A 24,900-nucleotide genomic window follows, 5' to 3' on the forward strand; every position below is an offset into this window, starting at 1 on the left:
TCCCCGGTGGACGAATACCAGCAAACCATCCGTGCCCTGTCCGACCGCATCGTTGCGGCACAGACCCCGATCCGGGTTCTGGACGCGGTGAAGTGGGACGACAACATCCGCCAGGGTTTCCTCAAGGCCAAGGGCAAGGAGCCGCCGGCTGTCGACCGTGCCTACTACCAGTCGCGCCCGCTGGCGTTCGATTCCAGCGCGGTAAAGGCCGAGTTTCAGGGCATCGAGCGCGACATCATTCGCCAGCTCGGCCAGTTCAACCCGGTCGGGCAGATCATGAAGCGCATGTGCCGCGAATACCGCATGGTGGTGCGCATGCTCGAAGCGCGTGGCACCGAGGATTTCGGGCTGATCTCCCAGGAACTGTACGGCGCTGCCTCGGATGCCTTCCACGCTGGTGATCCGACCTTGGCCGACCTCGGCCTGATGCTGTCGGATTACCTGAACAACATCGATGGCCGTGGCGACCTCAAGGACGAACCGAAGAACCTCACCGCCAAGGAGGCCGTGGAAATCCTCCAGCACCGGTTGAACAAGGTATTCGGCGAGGCCGAGGAGACCATCCGTGTGTTCGAGTCCGACGGTATCGTTGCCGATGCCGCGGCCGGGGCCGACTACATCAAGGTGCGTGCCGACGCCATGTTCAACTCCCGTGACGTGCGCGCCCTGGAGGTGCACGAAGGGCTGGTGCATGTCGGCACCACGCTCAACGGCCTGAACCAGCCGATCTGTACCTTCCTGGCCAAGGGCCCGCCCTCGTCGACGGTCACCCAGGAAGGCCTGGCCATCCTCATGGAGGTGATCGCCTTCGCCTCCTACCCCAGTCGCCTGCGCAAGCTCACCAACCGCACCCGCGCCATCCACATGGTCGAGGAGGGTGCCGATTTCATGCAGATCTACAACTTCTTCCGCGAGCAGGGGTTCGAGATGGCGCAGAGCTACAGCAACGCCAGCCGGGTGTTCCGCGGGTCGGTGCCCAATGGCCTGCCATTTACCAAGGACTTGTCCTACCTCAAAGGCTTCATCATGGTTTACAACTACATTCAGTTGGCCGTGAAGAAGGGCAAGCTCGAACAGATCCCATTGCTGTTCTGTGGCAAGACCACCCTGGAAGACATGCGTACCCTGCGACAGCTGGTCGAGGAAGGCCTGGTCGAGCCGCCCAAGTACCTGCCCGAGCAGTTCCGCGACCTCAATGCGCTGTCGGCCTGGATGTGCTTCTCCAACTTCCTCAACCACCTGAGCCTGGACCGTATTGAAGCCGATTACGCGAACATTCTCTGAGTGCTGCCGCCTGCTGGCCCTGGGTTTGATCCTGCTGGGCCTGGGCGGTTGCAGCAGCCTGCTGTTCTATCCCGAGCGCGGCCAGCCGTTCACGCCCGAGCGGGCCAGGCTCGAGTACCGCGATGTCACCTTGATCACTGCTGATGGCATCCGCCTGCACGGCTGGTGGTTGCCGGCCAAGGCCGGGGTCGAGGTCAAGGGCACGGTGCTGCACCTGCATGGCAATGGCGGCAACCTGCCTGGGCACCTGGGCGGCAGCTACTGGCTGCCGGAGCAGGGCTACCAGGTGTTGATGATCGATTACCGCGGCTATGGCCTGTCCCAGGGCGAGCCGAGCCTGCCCGAGGTGTACCAGGACATCGCCGCGGCCATGGCCTGGCTGGAGCAGGCGCCCGAAGTCAAGGGCAAGCCGCTGGTGCTGCTGGGGCAGAGCCTTGGCGGGGCCATGGCCATTCACTACCTGGCGGCCCACCCGGAGCAGCGCCAGCGTTTCAGTGCTTTGGTATTCGACGGTGTGCCGGCCAGTTACCGTGCGGTCGGGCGCTTTGCCCTCAGCACCTCGTGGATGACCTGGCCGCTGCAGGTGCCGCTGTCGTGGCTGGTGCCGGACGGTGACAGCGCGATCCGCTCGATCGAGCAACTGAGCAGCCCGCCCAAGCTGTTCTTCCACAGCATCGACGATACCCTGGTGCCGATGGACAACGGCATCCGCCTGTACCAGCACGCGCCAGCGCCGCGGGTGCTGCAACTGACCCGTGGTGGCCACGTGCAGACCTTCGCCGACCCGACCTGGCGCCAGGTGATGCTGCGTTTTCTTGACGACCCCAGCCATTTCAACGGCCTGCGGCGGCTGGCCGAAGTGCCCAATTACCCTGACGAGAAGAACAAGCAATGAGTGAAGAACGCAACGCCATCCCGCTGATCCTGACCGGTGTCGGCAGCATCATCGTGACGGTGGGGGCCTTGTGGTACTACGGTTACCTGCATTTCGCCAAGCCCGAAGATGCCCTGTTGCTGCAGGACTTCACCATGCTCAAGACCATCCCCGGCGAGGACTACAAGGTCTCGCTGGACCCGGCACCACAAATGGCCCAGTGCGTCGACGGCGTGCTGGTGCTGTTCGATACCCAGCAGAAAGGCCTGACAGGGGTGCTGGTGGACAACCGCAAGCGCGCGGTGCGTTGCATGGGCGAGGAAACCCCGCAGCAGGTGCAGTGAGCCATTATCTCTGCTGCCTGTGCTGGCCCTTTCGCGGCTGAAGCCGCTCCTACAAGGACCGCGCCAGTCCCTGTGGGAGCGGCTTCAGCCGCGAAAGGGCCAGCACAGGCAAAAGAAAGCCCCGCTTCGATCGCGGGGCTTGTCAGTTCAGCTAGCCAGCCTTACTGCTGTACCTGGCTCACAGAGCGAGGTGCCACCGGTTGGTTGTCGTTGGAGATGGTCACCTCCACCCGGCGGTTCTGCGCACGCCCCGAATTGCTCGAGTTGTCCGCTACCGGGTACTCCTTGCCATAGCCCTGGGCGACGATGCGCGCTGGGTCGACGCCGGCACGTACCAGTGCCATGCGTACGCTGTTGGCGCGGCGCTCTGACAGGCCCTGGTTGTAGTTGGCCGAGCCGACGCTGTCGGTGTAACCCTCGACGATCACCTTGCGTTCCGGGTTTTCCTGGAGGAATTGCGCCAGCTTGGTGACGTTCGGGTAGGCGTTGCTCTTGAGTTCGGCCTTGTTGAAGTCGAACAGCACGTCTCCGAAGGTGACCAGCGTGCCGCGGTCGGTCTGCTTGGCGTTGAGGCTGTCCTGCAGCTTGGCGATCTGTGCGTCGCGTGCGTCAAGCTTGGCCTGGGCGCGCTGGGCCGAAGCGTTTTTCAGTTCGCTTTCGGCAGTGCGCAGGGCGATGGTCTGCTTGGCCACTTCGACGCGCTGGTTGGTCAGGTAGGCCAATTGGTCGACCTTCTTCTCGTCTTCACGGTCCATGTAGGCCTTGTCGGCCTTGTTCAGCCAGTCCTGGGCGTCCTTGGTCTCCAGCGCCGCAACCTTGCTCGATTGCGGGTCGCTCTGCAGCGAGGAGAAGTTGGTGCGGGCCGATTCGAGGTTGGCGTTAGGGTCGTGCGAGCAGGCGGCAAGGCCGACGCTCAGGGCCAGCAGGGCGGGAATCATGACGTAGTTGCGCATAGTGTTCATCCTTTGATCGTGTGCGAAGACCGAGGTGGGCGGGGCAGGGCTCACTGAGCGCTGCGCAGCCCTTCCTCACGTACGTCCTGAACGCCCTGGCGGGCATCCTGCACGGCCTTCTGGGCCTTGGCCGCCTGGGCCTTGCGTTCGGCGAGGCGGGCGTCCCATTCGGCCTGTTCGGCCAGGCGCCTGGCGTCGTCGTACTTCTTGTCATGCATGGCGATCTCGGCCTGCTTGAACTTGTCCTGGGCCGCTTTCATTTCCACGGCGGCGAACTCGGTGCCGCCAGCGCTGACGGCCGAGTTCACGGCGGACTGGGTGACTGCATACTGCTCGGTGGGCGGGTTGCCCGCACAGCCGGCCAGGACCAGACTGCTGCCCAGGGCCAGCGCTGCCAGCTTGAACCCGCGCACATGAGTGGATGAGGGTTTGTAGATGCGGGTGTTCTTGGTGGTCAGTTCCATTGGATCACTCCTGTTTACGACGTTGTCCGTAGCAGTCCATCGCTCGTTCCCTGACACGTGCACGCGCTTCAGCTCAACGGTGCACAACGGCAGGTGTGCAGGGTTTTAGCGTGATGGCTATTGGCTGTGACTGACGCGTTTTTCGGATAGTTCAGAAAAATTTGATCATGTTTGGGGTTTGTGGCGCCTGGGAGATCGAGCGCCGCCCGCGCGGCGCTTCGCAGCGCAAGGCTGCTCCTACATCTATTTCGGGCCAATTATTCCTGTGAGGTTTGTGCGCGAACGCTTTGGCGCATGGCTCGATATCGCGTTGTACGAACAAGGTGGTCGCGTGCACTGGCACAGGCGTGACTGGCCCGAAACAGATGTAGGAGCAGCCTTGCGCTGCGAAGCGCCGCGCGGGCGGCGCTCGATCTCCCGGGCGCCGCAAAACTCATGACCTACACCTTAGCTATTCGCTATCGGCCCCTGGGTTGCTCAGGGCGTGCAGATGCTGTCGCGACAGTGACAGAAAGCGCGGAGTAGGGCCGATGTCCTCGTACAGCGGGTCGCCTTCCTCGTCGGTGGCAATGACCTGGCGGCCTTGCACATAGGGGAAGCTGGCTTCCAGTTCCTCGAGGGCTGCCGCGACGAGCTCACCGAGCAGTTCCTCGGCGGTGCGCTTGGGGTACATGTCGATCAGCGCGGCCAGTCGCGCTTCGGACTCAAGGTCCAGATGCAGGACATGGCCCGTGGGGCTGAGGGTGCCGGCGGCATTCTGTTCCCAGTGCTGGGCGAGTTCACGGATTTTCATGCTGACCTCTGTTGACGCCTGAAAGGGCTGCAATGCATGGGAGTGTCGTGCTTTCACTTTAGTTTGCTTTGGCCGATCACGGCTTGCCATCGGCGCCTGGCTGTGGGCACTCTTGGAGCGAATACCGCGCTCCCACAGGGGACCGCGTAAAGGCTGAAAAAGGGATGCAATGCGCCAGAGCCGCGCCGGAGAGAGGGCCAATGACCGATATCGATGTGCGTTTGCGTGAAGATGTCCATGTGTTGGGTGAACTGCTTGGCGATACCATTCGCCTGCAGCATGGCGAGGCGTTCCTGCAGAAGATCGAGGACATCCGTCACAGTGCCAAGGCCGACCGCCGTAGCGCCGGCGCGCAACTGAGCTCGACCCTGGCGGACCTGGCCGACGAGGATTTGCTACCCGTGGCCAGGGCCTTCAACCAGTTCCTCAACCTGGCCAACATGGCCGAGCAGTACCAGTTGATCCGCCGCCGCGACGCCGACCAGCCCGAGCCGTTCGAGGCCCGGGTGCTGCCCGAGTTGCTGGCGCGCCTGAAGCAGGCCGGGCACAGCAATGATGCCCTGGCCCGGCAATTGGCCAAGCTCGACATCCAACTGGTGCTCACTGCGCACCCCACCGAAGTGGCTCGCCGCACCCTGATCCAGAAGTACGACGCCATCGCCGGCCAACTGGCTGCCCAGGACCACCGCGACCTGACCCCGGGGGAACGCCAGCAGGTGCGCGAGCGCTTGCGCCGGCTGATCGCCGAGGCGTGGCACACCGAAGAAATCCGCCGCACCCGACCGACGCCGGTGGACGAAGCCAAGTGGGGCTTTGCGGTAATCGAGCATTCGCTGTGGCACGCCATCCCCAGCCACTTGCGCAAGGTCGACAAGGCCCTGCTGGAGGCTACCGGCCTGCGCCTGCCGCTGGAGGCGGCGCCGATCCGCTTCGCCTCGTGGATGGGCGGTGACCGCGATGGCAACCCCAACGTGACCGCAGCGGTCACCCGCGAAGTCCTGCTGCTGGCGCGCTGGATGGCTGCCGACCTGTTCCTGCGCGACATCGATGCGCTGGCTTCCGAGTTGTCCATGCAGCAGGCGGACGATGCGCTGCGTGAGCAGGTCGGCGACAGTGCCGAACCCTACCGCTCCCTGCTCAAGCAACTGCGCGATCGCCTGCGAGCAACGCGCGCGTGGGCGCATTCGGCATTGACCAGCAGCCAGCCGGCCAGCGCCGAGGTGCTGGTGGACAACCGCGACCTGATCGCGCCGCTGGAGCTGTGCTACCAGTCCCTGCACGCCTGCGGCATGGGTGTGATCGCCGAAGGCCCGTTGCTCGACTGCCTGCGCCGCGCCGTGACCTTTGGCCTGTTCCTGGGCCGCCTGGACGTGCGCCAGGACGCCGCTCGCCACCGTGATGCGTTGAGCGAGATTACCGACTACCTGGGCCTGGGGCGTTATGCCGACTGGGATGAAGAGCAGCGCATCGAGTTCCTCCAGGCCGAGCTGAAAAACCGCCGGCCACTGCTGCCCGCGCACTTCAAGCCGCAGGCCGATACCGCCGAGGTACTGGCCACCTGCCGGGAAATTGCCGCTGCGCCGGCCGCCTCGCTGGGCTCTTACGTCATCTCGATGGCCGGTGCTGCCTCGGATGTGCTGGCGGTGCAGTTGCTGCTCAAGGAGGCCGGCCTGACTCGGCCCATGCGCGTGGTGCCGCTGTTCGAGACCCTGGCCGACCTCGACAATGCCGGCCCGGTGATGCAGCGCCTGCTCGGCCTGCCAGGCTACCGCGCCAACCTGCGCGGCCCGCAGGAAGTGATGATCGGCTATTCCGACTCGGCCAAGGACGCTGGTACCACGGCTGCGGCCTGGGCGCAGTACCGGGCCCAGGAAAACCTGGTGCGTATCTGCGCCGAGCACCAGGTCGAGTTGCTGCTGTTCCACGGCCGTGGCGGCACGGTAGGCCGCGGCGGTGGCCCGGCCCACGCGGCGATCCTGTCGCAGCCACCCGGTTCGGTGGCGGGGCGCTTCCGCACCACCGAGCAGGGCGAGATGATCCGCTTCAAGTTCGGCTTGCCGGGTATCGCCGAGCAGAACCTTAACCTGTATCTGGCTGCGGTGCTGGAAGCCACCTTGTTGCCACCGCCACCACCGCAGCCGGCCTGGCGCGAGGTGATGGATCAGCTTGCCGCCGATGGCGTCAAGGCCTACCGCGGCGTGGTGCGGGAGAACCCCGATTTTGTAGAGTATTTCCGCCAGTCCACCCCGGAGCAGGAACTGGGGCGCCTGCCGCTGGGCAGCCGACCGGCCAAGCGCCGCGCCGGTGGCATCGAAAGCCTGCGGGCCATCCCGTGGATTTTCGGCTGGACCCAGACCCGCCTGATGCTGCCAGCCTGGCTTGGTTGGGAAACGGCATTGAACAATGCACTGGCGCGTGGCCAGGGTGAACTGCTGGCGCAGATGCGCGAGCAATGGCCGTTCTTCCGCACCCGCATCGACATGCTCGAGATGGTGCTGGCCAAGGCCGATGCGCAGATCGCCGAGGCCTACGACGAACGTCTAGTGCAACCGCACCTGCTGCCTTTGGGTGCGCACCTGCGCGACCTATTGTCGCAGTCGTGCCAGGTGGTACTGGGCCTTACCGGGCAGCCGGTGCTACTGGCGCACAGCCCCGAGACGCTGGAATTCATCAGCCTGCGCAATACCTACCTGGACCCGTTGCACCGCCTGCAGGCCGAGTTGCTGGCCCGCTCGCGCAGCCGCGAAGCCGCTCTGGACAGCCCGTTGGAGCAGGCCTTGCTGGTGACTGTGGCGGGTATTGCAGCCGGCCTGCGCAATACCGGCTGAGGGCAGGCCCGGGGCGCACAGGGCAGGTGCCGTGCGGGGGATGCAAGTGGGCGAAGAGGGTGGTTGCGCCGGGCGCAACCGCCTGCCAGGCCAGCCATAGGTGGCGCAATCCTGCAACTTTGGGACGCTTGTCTGGCTGCCGGGCGCTGTGTATCTTGAGCAGCCTTCTGACCGATTTATGGTCATACCCGATTTTCCGGACTTGGCCCTGGTCGCCGAATCCATTGAATTTCATAACAAAATTTGAGGAGCACGAGATGCGCGTAATTCTGCTGGGAGCTCCCGGGGCCGGTAAAGGTACTCAGGCAAAGTTCATCACCGAAAAGTTCGGTATCCCCCAGATTTCCACCGGTGACATGCTGCGTGCCGCCGTCAAGGCTGGTACCCCGCTGGGCCTGGAACTGAAGAAAGTCATGGATGCCGGCCAGCTGGTCTCCGACGAGTTGATCATCAGCCTGGTCAAGGAGCGCATCGCCCAGCCTGATTGCGCCAAGGGCTGCCTGTTCGACGGCTTCCCACGCACCATCCCGCAAGCCGAAGCCATGGTCGCTGCCGGTGTCGACATCGACGCCGTGGTCGAAATCGCCGTGGACGACGAGGAAATCGTCGGCCGCATGGCTGGCCGCCGCGTGCACCTGGCTTCGGGCCGCACCTACCACATTCAGTACAACCCGCCGAAAGTGGAAGGCAAGGACGACGAGACTGGTGAAGACCTGATCCAGCGTGATGACGACAAGGAAGAGACCGTTCGCCATCGCCTGTCGGTTTACCACAGCCAGACCAAGCCGCTGGTGGACTTCTACCAGAAGCTGTCGGCCGCCAATGCCGGCAAGCCGAAGTACAGCCACATCGAAGGCGTCGGCTCGGTCGAAGCCATCACCGCCAAGGTCCTGGCAGCCCTGAGCTGATCCAGCACCCGACGCACCTCGACAACGGCCCGCTTGCGGGCCGTTGTCGTTTGTGGCCCTGTTGCCAAATGCGATCCCTGTAGGAGCGGCCTTGTGTCGCGATGGGGCGCGCAGCGGCCCCAAAAACTCAGCTTCGCCGCGAAAATTGCAGGGGCCGCTTTGCGGCCCATCGCGACACAAGGCCGCTCCTACAGGGACCGCGCCAGCCGAGCGGGCAATGGCCGTACAGCTGCCCCTTCGGGACACAACGCCGCCGCTGCTCTATACTGCCGCTCTTTTCCCCCTAGTACCTGGATACCCGTTCGATGACCACCCTCCTGGCCCTGGATACCGCCACCGAAGCCTGTTCCGTCGCACTTTTGCATGACGGCAAGGTAACCAGCCATTACGAGGTGATCCCGCGCATGCATGCCCAGAAGCTGCTGCCGATGATCAAGCAGCTGCTGGCCGAGTCCGGCGTGGCGCTGAATGCGCTGGATGCCATCGCCTTTGGCCGTGGGCCGGGCGCTTTCACCGGCGTGCGCATTGCCATCGGGGTGGTCCAGGGCCTGGCCTTCGCACTGGAACGCCCGGTTTTGCCGGTGTCCAACCTGGCCGCGCTGGCCCAGGGCGCGCTGCGTGAACACGGTGTACAGCAAGTGGCGGCCGCCATTGATGCGCGCATGGATGAAGTGTATTGGGGCTGCTATCAGGCCACCGAAGGTGAAATGCGCCTGGTCGGCCAGGAGGCAGTGCTGCCGCCCGAGCAGGTGGCGCTGCCGGTGGGCAGCGCTGGCGAGTGGTTCGGCGCCGGTACCGGTTGGGGTTATGCCGAGCGCCTGGCAGTGCAGGTGGCCGCCAGCAATGCCAGTGCCTTGCCCAACGCCCTGGACATCCTCAGCCTGGCCAGCTTTGCCTGGGCGCGTGGCGAGGCGATCGTTGCCGAACAGGCGCAACCGGTCTACCTGCGCGATAATGTAGCGACACCCAAGAAGCGCTGAGTGTTGTTCGTCGGTTATCGCCGATGACACTAAAACCTTTTGCGCGATCTGTGGTCCAGTTATCACTCGAGCATTAGCGATGGAACCCTGATGCTGCTAAATTGCCATCATTGGTTCTGAGTGCTCATGCCATGCGTATCGACGGTTTCTCATCGCAGTCCTATCCGATCAAGCGCACGCCGCGCAAGGCAGCTGTGCGTGACGAGGCCATCGATGATGCCGAGGTGATCGAGGAGGTCGAGACCGCCCCTCAGGAAACCACCGCTCGCCGTCGCAGTGGTGGCCTGCCAGCGCGCCAGCAGGACATGATCTTCCCCCGCGCCCGTGACCGCCGCACCGCTACCGCATTGGCCAGCTACCTGAGCACTGCCGGTTTTACCGACTGGGACATGGAAGTACTGGGGCTCGACCTGTACATTTAGTGGATGAGTCCATCACCACTGCCTTATTTTCTCGGTTGCCCGTCATGGAGCGAAAACGCCTGGCGCGACTACCTGTATCCCGCCGACGCCAACAGCGGTGAAATGCTCGGCTACTACAGCCAGGTGTTCAACGCCGTCGAGGGCAACACCACTTTCTACGCACGCCCCGCACCCGGCACCATTGCGCGCTGGGCGCAGATCATGCCCGAACACTTCCGCTTCACTGCCAAGTTCCCCCGGGACATCAGCCATGAAGGCGACCTGCGCGATCAGCTGGAACCGGCCTTTGACTTCACCCGCCTGATGGCGCCGCTGGGCCAGCGCGTAGCGCCGTACTGGCTGCAGTTGCCGGCCCAGTTCAGCCCAGCACGGCTGGGCGAGCTTTGCCACTTCCTTGACGAAGTCGGAGTGCCGGTGGCCGTGGAGGTGCGTAACCAGGCTTTCTTCGCCAAGGGTGAAGAAGAGCGGTTGCTCAACCGCCTGCTGCATGAGCGCGGTGTGGAGCGTATCTGCCTGGACCCGCGCGCCTTGTTCAGCTGCACCTCTCGTGACCCCGCCGTGCTGCATGCGCAGGCGAAGAAGCCCAAGGTACCACCACGCCCGGCAGCCTTCAGCCAGCACCCGCAGGTGCGCTTCATCGGCCACCCGCAGCTGGAGGCCAACGAGGCCTTTCTTACCCCCTGGGTGGACAAGGTCGCCGCCTGGATCGAAGAAGGCCGCAACCCCTACATCTTCCTGCATACCTCGGACAACCGCCTGGCCGCGGCACTGGCCCAGCGCTTTCATCAACGCCTGATGCAGCGCCTGCCGGGCCTTGCCGCGTTGCCGGAATTGCCGCGCACCCCCGAGGTCGAACAATTGGGGCTACTCTGACCTTCCCCTGACTGCCGGAGGTTGATCCATGGATGTGCAAACCCTGCGAGCCGAAGCCTTCAAGGCCCTGCACGAGCGCGACAGCGCCTTCGTCATCCCCAACCCGTGGGATGCCGGCTCGGCCAAGTTGCTGGCCAGCCTGGGCTTCGAGGCGCTGGCCACCACCAGTGCAGGCCTGGCTTTCAGCCTGGGCCGTCCGGACGCCGAAGGCGCCTTGAGCCTGGACGATACCCTTGATAATGCCGGGGAGATCGTCGATGCCACCCCGCTGCCGGTGGCTGCCGACTTGGAGAACGGCTTTGGTGACCTGCCCGAAGATTGTACCCAGACCATCCTGCGCGCTGCCGAGGCTGGCCTGGTAGGCGGTTCCATCGAAGATGCCAGTGGCCGCAGTGAAGCGCCCATCTACGACTTCGGGCTGGCCGTGGAGCGCATTCGTGCAACTGTGCAGGCAGCGCGTAGCCTGTCGTTCCCGTTCACCCTGTGCGCCCGGGCAGAGAACCTGCTGCACGGGCGCATGGACCTGGACGACACCATCCTGCGCCTGCAGGCCTATGCCGAGGCCGGTGCTGATGTGCTGTACGCGCCAGGGCTGCGTACTGTCGAGGAAATCCGCGCGGTGGTGCAGGCCGTCGCGCCACGGCCGGTGAATGTGCTGATGGGCATGGCGGGCGTGCCGCTGAGCGTCAACCAGTTGCAGGACCTGGGTGTACGCCGCATCAGCGTCGGCTCGTCGCTTGCCCGTGCCGCGTTGGGGGCCTTCCACCGTGCCGCGCTGGAGATTCGCGACGAGGGCACCTTCGGCTATGGGGAGCAGGCGCTGCCGTTCGCACAACTCAACGACCTGTTCCGCCGCTGATGAGGGCCGTGCTGGCGTTGCTGGCCAGCCTGTCGCTGCTTGCGGGGCTGGCCTGGCACCTGGGTTGGCGGCTGCCCGCCGCGTGGAACCCGTGGGCGCCGCTGGACGTGCGTCAGCCCCCCAACCTGCTGACCCCATACAAGTTGTCCCGCCTTCGCGATGACCCGATGCTGTGTCGCCTGGCACTTCAAACCAGCCAGCTGCGCTACCGGGCACAAGCCGACAGTTCGGCTACTGCCAACTGCCCATTGCGGAATGTATGGCGTATCGACGGTGGTCAGGCGCGGCTCGGCGGCAGCTTCCTGGCCAGTTGTCCGTTGGCAGTGGCGTATGCACTGTTCGAAAACCATGGGCTGCAGCCTGTGGCGCAACGGGTGTTGGGGCAGCCGGTGGCTCAGGTCGACCACCTGGGCAGTTTTGCCTGCCGCAATGTCTACCATCGCAAGCAGGGCCGGCTGAGCCAGCACGCCACGGCCGATGCCCTGGACATCAGTGGCTTTCGCCTGCGAGACGGCCAGCGCATCGTCCTTGCGCGGGACTGGCAGGCGGGCGGGCAGAAAGCGGAATTCCTTCGTCAGGTGCAGCGGGCGGCCTGTGACAGCTTCAGCACGGTACTTGGGCCGGACTACAACGCTGCACACCACAACCACTTTCATGTGGACATGGGCCGCTGGCAGATCTGTCGCTGAGCGTGGGCGCGTTCAGGCGTGGGCGCGCACGTTGTTAAGCACCACCGGGCGTGCCCAGTGGATGTCGAACTCCAGGTCGTTCTGTTGCTTGGCCAGGGTGGCGTCATCGAACGGTTCGGGCGCCGGGTCCAGCAGGTTTGTCTCGAACTCGGCGATCGGCAGGAACAGCGAGCGCGGAGCAGGGCCGGGGCCGGGCTCGGCAATCGGGTGACCTTGGCTCATCACCACCGGGCGTAGCCAGCTGTTGCTGATATCGAGCTGGCGCTGCTGCTCGATCAGCTCGACTGCGCTGAACGGCTCGGGGGCGGGCGGCAGCAGGTTGGCTTCGAGTTCTGCCTTGGGCAGGAACAGTGGCTCGGGCGGTGCCACGATGGTGTCATGCACCGGGCAGGCACGCTGGGCGTCGATCAGGGCTAGCGCCCGGGCGCCGCCGATCGGCTCGCCACTGCTCTGGTCGTATTGCACGAACGACTGGCTGACGCTGTCTACGGGTTCTTCCTGCTGCTCGGCCATGGCCCGGGCAAAGAAATCCTGCCACAGGTGGCTGACGCCCCCGAGTGCCTGAGTGTTGTGCTGACTGTAGTTGCCGACAGGCGACAGGTAGGTCAAGCCGATGGGAAGAGTATCTGACATGGCAGTCGCGCGCGTTGTGCTCTGGCAGAATAGCGGGATATTGCCTGTATCGGCCGAAGTAGCCGATACATTAACGGCTGGGTTCAATTTCTAGGTGTGAATGATGGAAGAGCAGGGCACAGGTATCCGGGTCGAGGCGCTGTCGGCTGAATTCGAGGCGCAAGCCGCTGCGTGGGCCGAGCGCCTTGAGTTGCCGCTGCAGGACGATGCTGCCGGGTTTGCCGTGCAGGTGGGCGTCGATGGCTTGCAGATCCAGCAATTGGGCCCGCAGGCACCGGGGCCGGTGCGGGTGGACTTTGTCGAAGGCCAGGCCGCGCACCGGCGCCTGTTCGGTGGTGGCAACGGGCAGATGATCGCCAAGGCGGTGGGCATTGCCCAGGGCGTGCGTCCGCAGGTGCTGGATGCCACTGCCGGGCTGGGCAAGGACGCGTTCGTGCTGGCCAGCCTGGGCTGCCAGATGACCCTGATCGAGCGCCAGCCGCTGATTGCCGCGTTGCTGGAGGATGGCCTGGCGCGGGCGCGGTCGGATGAAGAGGTGGGGCCGATCGTGGGGCGCATGCGCCTGCTGACCGGAAACGCCATCGAGCGCATGCGCTCCTGGGAAGGCGAGGCGCCCCAGGTGATCTACCTCGACCCGATGTTCCCGCACCGGGACAAGAGTGCGCTGGTGAAGAAGGAAATGCGTGTGTTCCGCCCGTTGGTCGGTGATGACCTGGATGCCCCGGCCCTGCTCGAAGCTGCCCTGGCCCTGGCCAGCCACCGGGTGGTGGTGAAGCGGCCGCGCAAGGCGCCGATCATCGACGGGCCGAAGCCGAGCCATAGCCTGGAGGGCAAGTCGAGTCGGTATGACATTTATCCGAAGAAAGCGTTAAAGGCTTAGCCATCACGCAGACGGCGCAAGCGTACCTGCATATCCTCTATTAGCAGATCCTCCGGTATCATATTGATAAGCGATTGTGGTGTCGGAGGGGCTAGTAGCTCTTCAGCAAGTTTGCCGGTTGTATTTTTCAAGTTCGGGGTGTTGTCAATAAATTCTTTGATAATGTCTGGATTATACCGGTTGTGCTCGTCGAGCACTAGATTGTCCAGTTTGCTGCGTTGTCCTTGGAGAATATCATTTTTGGCGATGGTATTGTTTACTGTGCTCTGCTCGCCGGTTGAGAGAGCCCAGTTTAGCTCCTCTATCACTTGCTTTTCGCGTTTTGAGATTGATTTTTTTAAAGCCTTGTATTCGTTTTTAGAAAGTGTAGGGTTTCTTTCCTCCAGTCGTGGCGCAAGCTTTTCGTATGAATATCCACCACGTTTCCATTTGAAAATTGATCTGAAAGATTTACCACTAGGGTCTACTCTGTTTATGGGGTCGTTGGCGCAGTAGGCATAGGCATTGATACCACCTCTATCAAACGGCGACAAACTGTCCGGGCTGTGGAAACGCATTATTCCAGGGTTGAAAAGGCGGTGGCCATTACCTAGTAAGTAACCTATTCCAGAGGCCAACAAACTCTGGCCCGTGAATCGGGATAACAATGAGCTGCCAAGTGGGTAACTGTCTTTGCCAAAGGGGCTGTAGGCAATGGTGGTCTGGCCTTGCAAATTGATTGCGACTGTTGAATCTTGTGCATCGGTGGCCAGTAGTCGTTTTTGCGCAGTTTTACTATTCGTTTCGCACAGGTTCTGGTGGTTGGCGCTGACCACTGTGTGGTGAGCACCGCTCGTATGCAATACCGAGAGTTTGCTGCCCTTGTAAAAGAGTTTGAGTGCTTGCAATCGCATGGTGGTGACGCTCATGTGCAGGGTGTGCATGCGAGCCTGTCAGGAAGATGCCTGATTGGATACTGGCAAAACTGTCAGGTAAGTGTGCTGGTTTCCAGCACGGTGATTGACGGACGCGTTCCCGAAGGCACTATGCCGCCTTTGAAGGCCGCGCTGGGCCTGTGGGAGCGTTTTACCCGCGAAGAAGCTGACGTGGTGGATGGCACCGGCTTTGCCGGTGTTCGCGGCTAAAGCCGCTCCCACAGGGACCGCGACAGCTTTCGAGGGTGTGCAAGAAAGTTACGCCTGCAAAAAGACCGCGTTTGCCAGCAGATGCCTCAGGCCTGGTAAGCTCGCAAGAACACCCCCACCACCTCGCGCACATGCGCTTCCGCCTCGTCACCTTCCAGCGGCCCGGCACACCCCAGCAGCAACCGATAATCCGGCGCGCCCTTGACCAGGCAGAAGAAGTGTTCGGCAGCTCGCAGCGGGTTGTCGATGCGCAGCAGCCCGCGCTCATGCGCCCCGCGCAGCAAAGCTTCCATCCCCGCCAGCACGCGCTTGGGCCCGGCTTCGTAGAAGTATTCGCCAAAGCTCGGGTCGAGGCTGCCCTGGGCCATGATCAGGCGGCTCAGTTTGACCGCTTCATCGCTGCTGATCAGCGCCTGGAAGCCACGGGCAATGGTAAGCAGCACCTCTTCCACCGGCACCCCCTCGGGATACTCGAACAGCAGGTCGGGCAACTGGATCTGGCAGGTTGCCATTACCGCCGAGCCGAAAAGCGTCTGCTTGTCGGTGAAGTGGCTGTATACGGTGAGCTTTGAAACACCTGCCGCCGCAGCGACCGCATCCATGCTGGTGTTGGCGTAGCCGAGGCTGAGGAAAAGGGCTTTGGCTGCTTCGAGAATTGCCTCGCGTTTGGCCAGGTCCTTGGGCCGGCCCGGGCCGATGGGTGCGTCGTTGGACATTGTGGTCTGCATCTGGTTGAAGAAACACCATCTTAACGGTTCAGGCGCCATCCGGCTAAAGCCTGCGGGGAAAACCTGTGTGGCGGTAAATTGACGAGATATTTTTAACGTGTGTAACCTCGCGCCACTCGTCGATTAGTTGACTTTTCGTCGAATGCAGAAGTGCCCTCATGGGGGCGCCCGATGAGCCCAAGCCATTGATTTTCAGCGGCGGGACGGGGTGAGCATGGCTCCCATCCACCAGTTGCGGCCCGATGTCATTTTCTTCAGCTTTTTTCCAGATGTGCTGGACCCGCTCGAGGTAGTTGCTGAACTCGCGCGCTCTGGCGACATGAAAGTGCTGGTACTCAAAGGGGTGTATGAGGCCGCCCCCGTTGCACAGGCCATTGAGGCGGGCGCGCTTGGCATCGTGCTGGCCGAGGATTCAACGGAGTCGATTATCCAGGCCATCATCAAAGTTCACCATTGCGACATCAGGCTGGACAGGGCCTGGGTCAGTGGGCTTTCCGGTTATGCCTCGGCCAGGCATATACCGTTCAGGTGTAATCCGGCGCAGGCGAAACATGCACGGCTGACGTTGCGCGAGCGGGAGCTCGTTCGCGCCATCGTTGGCGATCCGTCTGCCAAGTACCTGTGCATCGCCGGGCGCTTGGGCATCAGCGAACACACCGTGCACAATCACCTCAGCAGCATCTATCAGAAGCTCAACCTCACCAATCGCATCGACTTGCTGATGTATGCGGTGCGGCACGGACTCTCCGGTGGCGAAGAGCCGCCTGCGTCCAAATCGGGAGAGATGGACTGAATGCCCAGTGGCCAGGGCCTTTGGGGGCGAAGCTCCTTTTGGGCTGCGCTGTCGCGCAGATAGCAACTATCGCTCGTTTGAAGCGTCCTTTGTAGGAGCAGCCTTGTGCTGCGAAGAGGCCGGTACAAGCAATAGACAGGCTTTGTCAGTACCGGCCTCTTCGCAGCACAAGGCTGCTCCTACAGAACCTCGCCGAGCCAATGAGTCATGTTTTGTTATATGAGCCGGCTTGCCGGCGATGGGCCGCAAAGCGGCTCCACTTCGCTTGACTGACTGGCATTGCGCTGCGAGGGTGGTTTCCAGGCCACCCTCGCAGGTTTCACGTACGCAGTGTTTCAGGCGCTGCCGTTGAAGATGTCGCTGTTGAAGATATCGACCCCGACCAGGGTGATGGTCGTCTGCCCGCCGGATTCGGCAATGGAGATCCCGGTGATCGATTTCATCAAGGAAACCGAGAACCTGGCCTACGACGTCAAATTGCAGTTCAGTGCGACGCTGACGGACAAAGATGGCGACTCGGCGAGTAGCACGTTCGACGCCAACCTGTTCGCCAACGAATCGGACAACGCACCGTTCGACCTCACCCTGGTTGGCACGACTGGCCAGCGCGATGCCTTCAACGTCGACCTGTCGACCGATCAGCTCCTCTACCAGGTCAGCGGGTTCGATGCTGGCGCGGGGCAACGAGACACGCTGGTGCTCAATGGTGATCCGAACGCCGTCGTCCAGTCGATCGACAACACTGGCGCAGACAGCATCTGTAGCGAGGCTTCGGTCGGGTCGGGTGCCCCGAGTCCTATGCCTTCGGCAACCTGATCGGAACCGGAAGTATCCTGCCGCAATATGGGTTCTGGGACAGTACGATCGGCGCCGACGGCCTGGGGTCTACCGGTCTGGCCTTTGGGGTCGACGGCGGCCCCGTTTTCGACGAGTACGCGGTTGTGATCCTGTGTGGTGGTGTACTCGATCTTATATCCGCTTCGTTCTGGTCCAGGTTGGGAATGGTCAGATCCTGCCGGGCGCCGGTGACGAAGGTAAAACGAATACCTTCCTGTTCCACGATCATCTGGTTGTTGGTGCCGAAGGTGGTCGGGCCGCCCGCCTGGCTGGTATTGATCGTATCTCCCGTGGTGATGTTGGCACCGCTCGACTGGTCGGCCGGGTCCTTCCCGGTGGCGATGATCGTCGGGTCGGTGATGCGCAGGATGCCACCGTCATTGACGACGGTCGGGTTCGCGGTGGTGAACATCAGGAACAGGTTCTGGCCGGAGGGGGCGTTGGCCAGGCTGAATAACAGGTCCTGACTGGTGCCGATGAACACCTTGTTCAGCAGATTGAGTGCGTCGTCGGAGTTGCTCGTGTCCGGATGCTTCAGCGGTTGGTATTCCACCGTCCAGATCTTGCCGCCGCTGACGGGCGATCCGGTTTCTTCGATATAGCCCGCGAAGGCGGTCGCGGTGATGATCGGCGCGCTGTCTGTGAACGAGGCCGTGGCCCTCACCACTGCCGGTTGTCGAGGCCTGACCACAGGCCTCTGTAATAGACCTCCACTATGGCGAAGCGCCATGAGCTGCGCATCGGCTGATACTCCTAGGCGGACTGGGAGTATCGGACTATATGGCCCTGGCGCCGGGAGCCCTAAGGCGCACGGTCACATGCCGTTCAACGCACGCCTGCCGTATTCGGCTGCAACCTCTTCCCGGCATCCGTTGCCTGACTTAATATACTCTCCAGTACAAATATTGAATGTGCCCTCCGCGAAAGGATTCATCATGTTGCGCCATGCCTTGTTCATTGCTCTGTCTGCCGCTGCCACGCTGTTGCTGGCGGCGTGCGGCCAGGAAGCCGCCCCACCGGCTGCGCCGCGCCCGGCGCTGGTGGTGCAGCCGCAGCCGGCCGAAGCCGCTGCCGACAGTTACCCCGGCGAAGTGCGTGCACGCTTCGAGCCGGAACTGGCTTTCCGCATAGGCGGCAAGGTCAGCAAGCGCCTGGTCGAGGAGGGGCAGCGGGTAAAGGCCGACCAGCCGCTGGCCGAACTGGACCCGCAGGATGTGCGCCTGCAACTGGAGGCCAACCGTGCCCAGCTGGCAGCCGCCGAGGCCAACCTGTCGCTGGTGCGCGCCGAGCGCGATCGCTACCAGAAGCTGCTGGACCGGCAAATGGTCAGCCATTCCCAGTTCGATAACGCTGAAAATCTCTACCGTGCCGGCCTGGCCCGGCTGAAACAGGCCAAGGCCGAGTTCGACGTGGCTGGCAACCAGGCTGAATATGCTGTGCTGCGCGCCCCGCAGGCCGGGGTGATCGCCAAGCGCCAGGTGGAAGTGGGCCAGGTGGTCGGCGCAGGGCAGACCGTGTTCACCCTGGCCGCAGATGGCGAGCGGGAAGTCGCCATCGGCCTGCCGGAGCAGCAGTTCGCCCGCTTTGCCGTGGGCCAGCCGGTGAGCGTGGAGCTATGGTCGCACCCGCAGGAGCGCTTCCAGGGGCGTATCCGCGAGCTGTCACCGGCTGCCGACCCACGTTCGCGCACTTTCGCTGCCCGCATCGCCTTTACCTCGGCCGCCACCCCGGCGGAGCTGGGCCAGAGCGCCCGGGTGTTCATCGCCCACGAAGGGCTGATCCCGTTGGCGGTGCCCCTGTCGGCAGTCACAGCGGAAAACGGCCAGGCATACGTCTGGCGGGTCAACAAGGACAGCCGCCTGGAGCGGGCAGTGGTGCGCCTGGGGCCCTACGGCGCCGACAGCGTACCCGTGCTCGAAGGCCTCGCCCCCGGCGACTGGGTTGTCGCCGCGGGTGGCCATGTATTGCGCGAGGGCCAGGAGATACGCCCCGTGGACCGTACCAACCGCGTAGTGAACCTGACGGCCAAGGAGTAAGTCCCGATGGGTTTCAACCTTTCTGCCTGGGCGCTGCGCAACCGCCAGATCGTCCTGTTCCTGATGATCCTGCTGGCGGCCATTGGCGCCATGTCCTACACCAAGCTCGGCCAGAGTGAGGACCCGCCGTTCACCTTCAAGGCCATGGTCATTCGTACCCTGTGGCCCGGTGCCACCGCTGAGGAAGTGTCGCGTCAGGTCACCGAGCGCATCGAAAAAAAGCTGATGGAAACCGGCGAGTACGAGCGGATCGTCTCGTTCTCCCGCCCGGGCGAATCGCAGGTCACCTTCATGGCCCGCGACTCGCTGCATTCCAAGGACATCCCCGAGCTGTGGTACCAGATCCGCAAGAAGGTCGCGGACATCCGCCACACCTTGCCGCCGGAGATCCAGGGCCCGTTCTTCAATGACGAGTTCGGCACCACCTTCGGCAATATCTATGCACTGACCGGTGAGGGCTTCGACTACGCGGTGCTCAAGGACTATGCCGACCGTATCCAGATCCAGTTGCAGCGGGTCAAGGACGTGGGCAAGGTCGAGCTGATCGGGCTGCAGGACGAGAAAATCTGGATCGAGCTATCCAACGTCAAGCTGGCCACCCTTGGCGTGCCGCTGGAGGCCGTGCAGCAGGCCCTGCAGGAGCAGAATGCGGTCAGCACCGCCGGTTTTTTCGAAACGCCCAGCGAGCGCCTGCAACTGCGGGTGAGCGGGCGCTTCGACAGCGTCGAGCAGATCCGCCAGTTCCCCATCCGCATAGCTGAACGCACCTTCCGTATCGGCGATGTGGCCGAGGTGCACCGCGGCTTCAACGATCCGCCCGCACCGCGCATGCGCTTCATGGGCGAGGATGCCATTGGCCTGGCGGTTTCGATGAAGGACGGCGGCGACATCCTGGTGCTGGGCAAGGCATTGGAAAGCGAGTTCGAGCGCCTGGCACGCAGCCTGCCGGCCGGCATGGAACTGCGCAAGGTCTCGGACCAGCCGGCGGCGGTCAAGGCCGGCGTGGGCGAGTTTGTCCAGGTGCTGGTCGAGGCGCTGGTCATCGTGCTGCTGGTGAGTTTCTTCTCGTTGGGCCTGCGCACGGGGCTGGTGGTGGCGCTGGCCATCCCGTTGGTGCTGGCCATGACCTTCGCCGCCATGCACTACTTCGGTATCGGCCTGCACAAGATCTCCCTCGGCGCGCTGGTGCTGGCCCTGGGCTTGTTGGTCGATGATGCAATCATTGCCGTGGAGATGATGGCGATCAAGATGGAGCAGGGCTACGACCGCCTCAAGGCGGCCAGCTACGCCTGGAGCAGCACCGCCTTCCCGATGCTTACCGGCACCCTGATCACGGCGGCGGGCTTCCTGCCCATTGCCACGGCGGCCTCCAGTACGGGCGAGTACACCCGTTCGATTTTCCAGGTGGTGACCATTGCCTTGCTGACCTCCTGGGTGGCCGCCGTGGTATTCGTGCCTTACCTGGGCGAGCGCCTGCTGCCTGACCTGGCCAAGCTGCATGCCTCCCGTCATGGCAAGGACGGCCACGCGCCAGACCCTTACGCCACACCGTTCTACCAGCGTGTACGGCGTGTGGTGGAGTGGTGCGTGCGGCGGCGCAAGACGGTGATCCTGCTGACCATTGCCGCCTTTGTCGGCAGTATCCTGCTGTTCCGTTTCGTGCCCCAGCAGTTCTTCCCGGCCTCAGGGCGCCCGGAGTTGATGGTCGACCTGAAACTGGCCGAGGGTGCCTCGCTGGCCAACACCGCCGAGCGGGTCAAGCAACTGGAGGCGTTGCTCAAGCAGCAGGAGGGTATCGACAACTACGTGGCCTATGTGGGCACCGGTTCGCCGCGTTTCTACCTGCCGCTGGACCAGCAGCTGCCGGCGGCCAGCTTCGCCCAGTTCGTGGTACTGGCCAAGTCGATGGAGGACCGCGAGCGCCTGCGCAGCTGGCTGATCAGCACCATGGACCAGCAGTTCCCCGACCTGCGTGCCCGGGTCACCCGCCTGGAAAATGGCCCGCCCGTGGGGTACCCAGTGCAGTTCCGGGTGACTGGCGAGCACATCGAGAAGGCCCGTGCGCTGGCCCGTGAAGTGGCCGACAAGGTGCGCCAGAACCCGCATGTGGTGAACGTGCACCTGGACTGGGAGGAGCCGAGCAAGGCGGTGTTCCTCGAAATCGACCAGGACCGCGCCCGCGCCTTGGGCGTGAGCACCGCTCACCTGTCGAGCTTCCTGCAAAGCTCGCTGACCGGCACCACGGTCAGCCAGTATCGCGAGGACAACGAGTTGATCGAGATCCTGCTGCGCGGCACCCGGCAGGAACGCAGCGAGCTTGGCAACCTCGGCAGCCTGGCACTGCCGACCGACAATGGCCAGAGCGTGGCGTTGTCGCAGGTCGCGACCCTGGAGTACGGCTTCGAGGAGGGCATCATCTGGCACCGTAACCGCTTGCCGACGGTGACCGTGCGCGCCGATATCTACGACAAGGAGCAGCCGGCGACGCTGGTGAAACAGATAGAACCGACCCTGCGTGACATTCGTGCCAAGCTGCCGGATGGTTATTTGCTGGAAGTGGGCGGCACGGTCGAGGACTCCGAGCGCGGGCAGAAGTCGGTGAATGCCGGCATGCCGCTGTTCGTGGTGGTGGTGCTGAGCTTGCTGATGATCCAGCTGCGCAGCTTCTCGCGCACGGTGATGGTGTTCCTCACGGCGCCGCTGGGGCTGATTGGCGTGACCTTGTTCTTGCTGGTATTCCGCCAGCCGTTCGGCTTTGTCGCCATGCTTGGCACCATTGCCCTGGCGGGGATGATCATGCGCAACTCGGTGATCCTGGTGGACCAGATCGAGCAGGACATCGCGGCGGGGCTGGATCGCTGGCAAGCGATCATCGAAGCCACGGTGAGGCGCTTCCGCCCGATCGTGCTGACTGCACTGGCTGCGGTGCTGGCGATGATCCCGTTGTCGCGCAGTGTGTTCTACGGGCCGATGGCGGTGGCGATCATGGGCGGGTTGATCGTGGCTACCGTGCTTACCCTGCTGTTCTTGCCGGCGTTGTATGCGGCTTGGTTCAGGGTGAAGAAAGCCTAGCGGCTGTCATCGCACTGTAGGAGCAGCCTTGTGCTGCGAAGAGGCCGGGGCAGCACATGAAAATTCATGTTGCTGTGCCGGCCTCTTCGCAGCACAAGGCTGCTCCTACAAGGATTTGCGACAACCGGGATTCAGAGGGCGCCGAAGACCTTCTTGGCCAGGCTGGTAGCCGCTTCAGCCGGGTTCTGGCGAATGCTCTGCTCCTGCTTGGCAATCATCTCGAACAGGCCATCCAGTGCCTTTTCAGTCACGTAGTTCTCGATGCTGGCGCTCTTGGCATCGACCACACCCAACGCCACTGCCTGCCCGGCAAAGTTGTTGTACTGCTGAGCCAGGCCAACCTTGTCGGTAGCCTGCTTGACGATCGGCAGGAACTTGGCGCGGATCTGCTCGCGGCTGCTCTTGTTCAGGTACTGGGTGGCCGAGTCGTCACCGCCGGCGAGGATGCCCTTGGCATCGGTCACGCTCATGTTCTTCACGGCATCTACCAGAATCGCCTGGGCCTGCGGCACGGCAGCCTCGGCGGCCTTGTTCATGCTGGTTTCCAAGGCCTCGACCTGTTCACCCTTGCCGAACATCTTCATCGCCTTGGCGGCCTTGCCCAGGTTGCCAGGCAGTTCGATGCGCACGTCGGGGTTGTCGCTGAAGCCGCCCGGGGTGCTCAGCTGCTTGACGGCCAATTGTGCGCCTTGGGTCAAGGCATCCTTCAGGCCGCCAGTGGCGTCTTTCTGGGTCAGATCGCCCAGCGACAGGGCCAGGGCACTGGCCGACAGCAGCAGGCCGGCACACAGGGTGGTGAAGCGCAGGGAAGTGCGGATCATGAAGCTTTCCTTGTAAACAGATGAATAAGGGTGTCAGCGGACCGGATCGACCTTGATCCGCACGGGCTGAGGGTCACTGCCGTCGAGCATGACACCGTGGTGCTCGGTGTTTATGAACAGCAGCTTGCCGTCCAGCTCGATGCGCGCGCTTACCGCATAGCGGTGGCCTGGCTTGACCTGGGCCGGGTCGTAGATGAGGTGGAATGGCAGCGGTACGTTGCCTTTGACCGGGCCAGCCTGGCGGGCCAGGGTAACCGCCGGGGCGTCCATCAGCGAGACGTCCTGCAGCTCCACGCTGAGGGTGGCGGCCGGTGGCAGGGCACTGCGTTGCAGGTAGAAGACTTCGCCATCCAGGCTGGCCTGGTTGGACGGGGTATGGCTGGAACAGGCTGCTAGCAAGGATGCGCAACACAGCATAAAGAGCTTTTTCATGGTATCTCCGAAGTCCTTGGCGTTGGCTTGTGGCCAACCCCAGGGACTTTAGCGGATTTCTTCTGGTGGGTCCTTGATGAAGATGCGACAAGGAGGGGGAGAGCAAGGCGAAGCGCAATATTCAGCTGCGGCGCGGCGGTCGCAGGCTGATTGCCTCCAGTTCGGTAACGCTTTGAAGGGTCAGGCCGCGCAGCGTTCTCCCGGCGTACGGGGTCATGGTATGTGGGTCGTAGTAGGCCACGCGCAGATGCAAGGGTTCGTCGTCATTGACTGTGTTGCCATCCAGGTACGTGGTAAGCGTCACAGGTCCCTGTGTCGGCCACAGGGCGGCACCGGCAATGTAGCTGGAGCTTCTGTTGCTGTAACCGTCTTCCTGGGTCCGATACAGGCCGAACGTCATCAGCGCCTGTGGCCTTAGCAACTCTTCGGGAATCTCGATGATGTTCTTCATCTCGATGATCGCGGGCGACAGGGGCTGCTGACTTTGCTCGCCAGGCTGGGCGGGTATCCTCAGGACCATGGAAGGGTTTGGCTCAGGCTGGTTGATTGCAAGTGGCATCGACAGGCTCAAGCCGTTTGGCTCTTCATTGACGCCAACACCATAACTGGCTACTAGCGTTGGTTCGGCACCTTCCGCCAGGCTATTGCGGTCCAGCAGCAAGTTGAAAGGCATTGCGACGCCAAGCGTCTGGCACCCCCAGGCGGCCAGGATGATCTTGTTCTCATCCGTGCCCAACTGTACGCGTACGCCAAGGTGCGGTGCGCCTTCAGCTGTATGGATGCACGACGGGACAAGCACGGTCCCGCGGATCTCGATGAAGTTGGCGGGTAGCATGTTGGTTTTCCTCGGTTCGGTCATGGGGACAGGCGCCAGTCACTCAGCGAGGTTGTCGCTGAACTGGCGACCGTTTTCGGTGGCAATCTGGTCGACAGTCACCCGTTGTGTACCCGATACCGTGGCTGGTTCTATCGAGTGACGGCTGGTGGTGATGTAGCGCAGTTGGCGGTCTATCTCGATGCGCGCGGCGAGGGCATAGCTGCGGCGTGGGTCGATAAGGTTGGTATCAAACGTCAGCGGTAGATTGATCGGCATCAGGCCGCCACAGCGCAGACGCAACTCGGCAAGGCTGATGGAGCGCGCATCTGCCTTCGAAATATCGATCAGCCTCAATTCAACCAGGCCGGACGGTGCGAGCGTGTTATCGCCAGAGGAAACGATTTCAACGTCCAGCGTTTTCATTTGAGTCATGTTGGTGCTCCTTGAGAGGGATGT

24 protein-coding genes and 2 pseudogenes are annotated in these 24,900 nt (G+C 63.0%); 15 read left to right on the forward strand and 11 right to left on the reverse strand.

The features are described 5' to 3' along the window. The first annotated feature begins 6 nt into the window (after nucleotides 1–6). The 3 genes from M1D87_RS05735 to M1D87_RS05745 are packed head-to-tail and all read left to right on the forward strand — an operon-like array spanning nucleotide 7 to nucleotide 2,502. Entirely contained in the window at nucleotides 7–1,284 is a 1,278-nt protein-coding gene (locus M1D87_RS05735) for a flavohemoglobin expression-modulating QEGLA motif protein (protein ID WP_013971219.1), read from the forward strand. Beyond that, the gene (locus M1D87_RS05740; protein WP_038408942.1) at nucleotides 1,256–2,179 is read left to right on the forward strand and encodes an alpha/beta hydrolase; all 924 of its coding nucleotides are present in this window, start codon (nucleotides 1,256–1,258) and stop codon (nucleotides 2,177–2,179) included. The genes M1D87_RS05735 and M1D87_RS05740 overlap by 29 nt, the downstream gene beginning before the upstream one ends. Beyond that, the gene (locus M1D87_RS05745; RefSeq protein WP_013971221.1) at nucleotides 2,176–2,502 is read left to right on the forward strand and encodes a hypothetical protein; all 327 of its coding nucleotides are present in this window, start codon (nucleotides 2,176–2,178) and stop codon (nucleotides 2,500–2,502) included. The genes M1D87_RS05740 and M1D87_RS05745 overlap by 4 nt, the downstream gene beginning before the upstream one ends. A gap of 161 nt (nucleotides 2,503–2,663) precedes the next feature. Here M1D87_RS05745 and M1D87_RS05750 read toward each other — a convergent pair whose 3' ends face one another. From M1D87_RS05750 to M1D87_RS05760, 3 genes are all read right to left on the reverse strand, one after another. Continuing rightward, nucleotides 2,664–3,455, reverse strand: a complete 792-nt coding sequence (locus M1D87_RS05750) for an OmpA family protein (RefSeq protein WP_015269164.1) — start codon at nucleotides 3,453–3,455, stop codon at nucleotides 2,664–2,666. 50 nt (nucleotides 3,456–3,505) lie between these two features. After that, nucleotides 3,506–3,919, reverse strand: a complete 414-nt coding sequence (locus M1D87_RS05755) for a DUF4398 domain-containing protein (RefSeq protein ID WP_003258911.1) — start codon at nucleotides 3,917–3,919, stop codon at nucleotides 3,506–3,508. Between the two features lie 451 nt (nucleotides 3,920–4,370). Further along, nucleotides 4,371–4,712 carry a pilin assembly protein gene (locus M1D87_RS05760; protein WP_025337943.1) on the reverse strand — a complete coding sequence of 114 codons (342 nt, stop codon included), beginning with the start codon at nucleotides 4,710–4,712 and terminating at the stop codon, nucleotides 4,371–4,373. A gap of 200 nt (nucleotides 4,713–4,912) precedes the next feature. Here M1D87_RS05760 and ppc point away from each other — a divergent pair, with 200 nt between their 5' ends. From ppc to M1D87_RS05795, 7 genes are all read left to right on the forward strand, one after another. Beyond that, nucleotides 4,913–7,540: a phosphoenolpyruvate carboxylase gene (ppc, locus tag M1D87_RS05765; protein WP_123084285.1), complete on the forward strand. Its 2,628-nt coding sequence runs from the start codon at nucleotides 4,913–4,915 to the stop codon at nucleotides 7,538–7,540. A gap of 257 nt (nucleotides 7,541–7,797) precedes the next feature. Further along, on the forward strand, nucleotides 7,798–8,448 hold the full coding sequence (adk, locus tag M1D87_RS05770; protein ID WP_003259830.1) for an adenylate kinase: 651 nt from the start codon (nucleotides 7,798–7,800) through the stop codon (nucleotides 8,446–8,448). Between the two features lie 305 nt (nucleotides 8,449–8,753). Beyond that, nucleotides 8,754–9,428 (forward strand): tRNA (adenosine(37)-N6)-threonylcarbamoyltransferase complex dimerization subunit type 1 TsaB, encoded by a 675-nt coding sequence (gene tsaB, locus M1D87_RS05775; protein WP_061550995.1) that lies wholly within the window; start codon nucleotides 8,754–8,756, stop codon nucleotides 9,426–9,428. 131 nt (nucleotides 9,429–9,559) lie between these two features. Then, a complete protein-coding gene (locus tag M1D87_RS05780) occupies nucleotides 9,560–9,850 on the forward strand; it encodes a hypothetical protein (protein ID WP_003259832.1) in 291 nt (96 codons plus the stop codon). Between the two features lie 3 nt (nucleotides 9,851–9,853). Continuing rightward, nucleotides 9,854–10,723 carry a DUF72 domain-containing protein gene (locus tag M1D87_RS05785; RefSeq protein ID WP_123084284.1) on the forward strand — a complete coding sequence of 290 codons (870 nt, stop codon included), beginning with the start codon at nucleotides 9,854–9,856 and terminating at the stop codon, nucleotides 10,721–10,723. Between the two features lie 28 nt (nucleotides 10,724–10,751). Beyond that, complete coding sequence (locus M1D87_RS05790) at nucleotides 10,752–11,582, forward strand: isocitrate lyase/PEP mutase family protein (RefSeq protein ID WP_123084283.1); 831 nt, start codon at nucleotides 10,752–10,754, stop codon at nucleotides 11,580–11,582. Then, nucleotides 11,582–12,271 (forward strand): extensin-like domain-containing protein, encoded by a 690-nt coding sequence (locus M1D87_RS05795; protein WP_123084282.1) that lies wholly within the window; start codon nucleotides 11,582–11,584, stop codon nucleotides 12,269–12,271. Before M1D87_RS05790 ends, M1D87_RS05795 begins: the two co-directional genes overlap by 1 nt. A 12-nt stretch (nucleotides 12,272–12,283) precedes the next feature. Here M1D87_RS05795 and M1D87_RS05800 read toward each other — a convergent pair whose 3' ends face one another. Then, nucleotides 12,284–12,904 carry a hypothetical protein gene (locus M1D87_RS05800; protein ID WP_039612814.1) on the reverse strand — a complete coding sequence of 207 codons (621 nt, stop codon included), beginning with the start codon at nucleotides 12,902–12,904 and terminating at the stop codon, nucleotides 12,284–12,286. A 103-nt stretch (nucleotides 12,905–13,007) separates the two neighbouring features. On the opposite strand from M1D87_RS05800, the gene M1D87_RS05805 reads away from it, so the two are divergent. Beyond that, on the forward strand, nucleotides 13,008–13,784 hold the full coding sequence (locus M1D87_RS05805) for a class I SAM-dependent methyltransferase (protein WP_123084281.1): 777 nt from the start codon (nucleotides 13,008–13,010) through the stop codon (nucleotides 13,782–13,784). On the opposite strand, the gene M1D87_RS05810 is transcribed toward M1D87_RS05805, so the two are convergent. Beyond that, entirely contained in the window at nucleotides 13,781–14,692 is a 912-nt protein-coding gene (locus M1D87_RS05810) for an RHS repeat-associated core domain-containing protein (protein WP_259677068.1), read from the reverse strand. The genes M1D87_RS05805 and M1D87_RS05810 overlap by 4 nt on opposite strands. Before the next feature lie 302 nt (nucleotides 14,693–14,994). After that, nucleotides 14,995–15,636 carry a TetR/AcrR family transcriptional regulator gene (locus M1D87_RS05815; protein WP_061550991.1) on the reverse strand — a complete coding sequence of 214 codons (642 nt, stop codon included), beginning with the start codon at nucleotides 15,634–15,636 and terminating at the stop codon, nucleotides 14,995–14,997. Between the two features lie 214 nt (nucleotides 15,637–15,850). On the opposite strand from M1D87_RS05815, the gene M1D87_RS05820 reads away from it, so the two are divergent. Further along, entirely contained in the window at nucleotides 15,851–16,429 is a 579-nt protein-coding gene (locus tag M1D87_RS05820; protein ID WP_409279758.1) for a helix-turn-helix transcriptional regulator, read from the forward strand. Between the two features lie 417 nt (nucleotides 16,430–16,846). Beyond that, nucleotides 16,847–17,209: pseudogene (locus tag M1D87_RS05825) on the forward strand (hypothetical protein); the annotation flags it as partial. 181 nt (nucleotides 17,210–17,390) lie between these two features. On the opposite strand, the pseudogene M1D87_RS05830 reads toward M1D87_RS05825, so the two are convergent. Continuing rightward, a pseudogene (locus M1D87_RS05830) lies at nucleotides 17,391–17,885 on the reverse strand (DUF5801 repeats-in-toxin domain-containing protein); the annotation flags it as partial. Nucleotides 17,886–18,201: 316 nt separating this feature from the next. On the opposite strand from M1D87_RS05830, the gene M1D87_RS05835 reads away from it, so the two are divergent. Together M1D87_RS05835 and M1D87_RS05840 are read left to right on the forward strand one after the other, a co-directional pair. Then, complete coding sequence (locus tag M1D87_RS05835; RefSeq protein ID WP_421091599.1) at nucleotides 18,202–19,302, forward strand: efflux RND transporter periplasmic adaptor subunit; 1,101 nt, start codon at nucleotides 18,202–18,204, stop codon at nucleotides 19,300–19,302. A 6-nt stretch (nucleotides 19,303–19,308) separates the two neighbouring features. Beyond that, a complete protein-coding gene (locus tag M1D87_RS05840; RefSeq protein ID WP_015269178.1) occupies nucleotides 19,309–22,374 on the forward strand; it encodes an efflux RND transporter permease subunit in 3,066 nt (1,021 codons plus the stop codon). 131 nt (nucleotides 22,375–22,505) lie between these two features. On the opposite strand, the gene M1D87_RS05845 is transcribed toward M1D87_RS05840, so the two are convergent. The 4 genes from M1D87_RS05845 to M1D87_RS05860 form a co-directional block, all read right to left on the reverse strand. Beyond that, on the reverse strand, nucleotides 22,506–23,195 hold the full coding sequence (locus tag M1D87_RS05845; RefSeq protein WP_015269179.1) for a DUF4197 domain-containing protein: 690 nt from the start codon (nucleotides 23,193–23,195) through the stop codon (nucleotides 22,506–22,508). A gap of 33 nt (nucleotides 23,196–23,228) precedes the next feature. Further along, nucleotides 23,229–23,627 carry a YbaY family lipoprotein gene (locus M1D87_RS05850; RefSeq protein ID WP_015269180.1) on the reverse strand — a complete coding sequence of 133 codons (399 nt, stop codon included), beginning with the start codon at nucleotides 23,625–23,627 and terminating at the stop codon, nucleotides 23,229–23,231. A 121-nt stretch (nucleotides 23,628–23,748) separates the two neighbouring features. Beyond that, nucleotides 23,749–24,462, reverse strand: coding sequence for a hypothetical protein (locus tag M1D87_RS05855; protein WP_421091600.1), 714 nt, complete (start codon nucleotides 24,460–24,462; stop codon nucleotides 23,749–23,751). A gap of 39 nt (nucleotides 24,463–24,501) precedes the next feature. Beyond that, nucleotides 24,502–24,876 (reverse strand): YbaY family lipoprotein, encoded by a 375-nt coding sequence (locus M1D87_RS05860; RefSeq protein WP_421091601.1) that lies wholly within the window; start codon nucleotides 24,874–24,876, stop codon nucleotides 24,502–24,504. Between the last annotated feature and the right edge of the window lie 24 nt (nucleotides 24,877–24,900).

Source organism: Pseudomonas sp. SA233 (assembly GCF_054792385.1).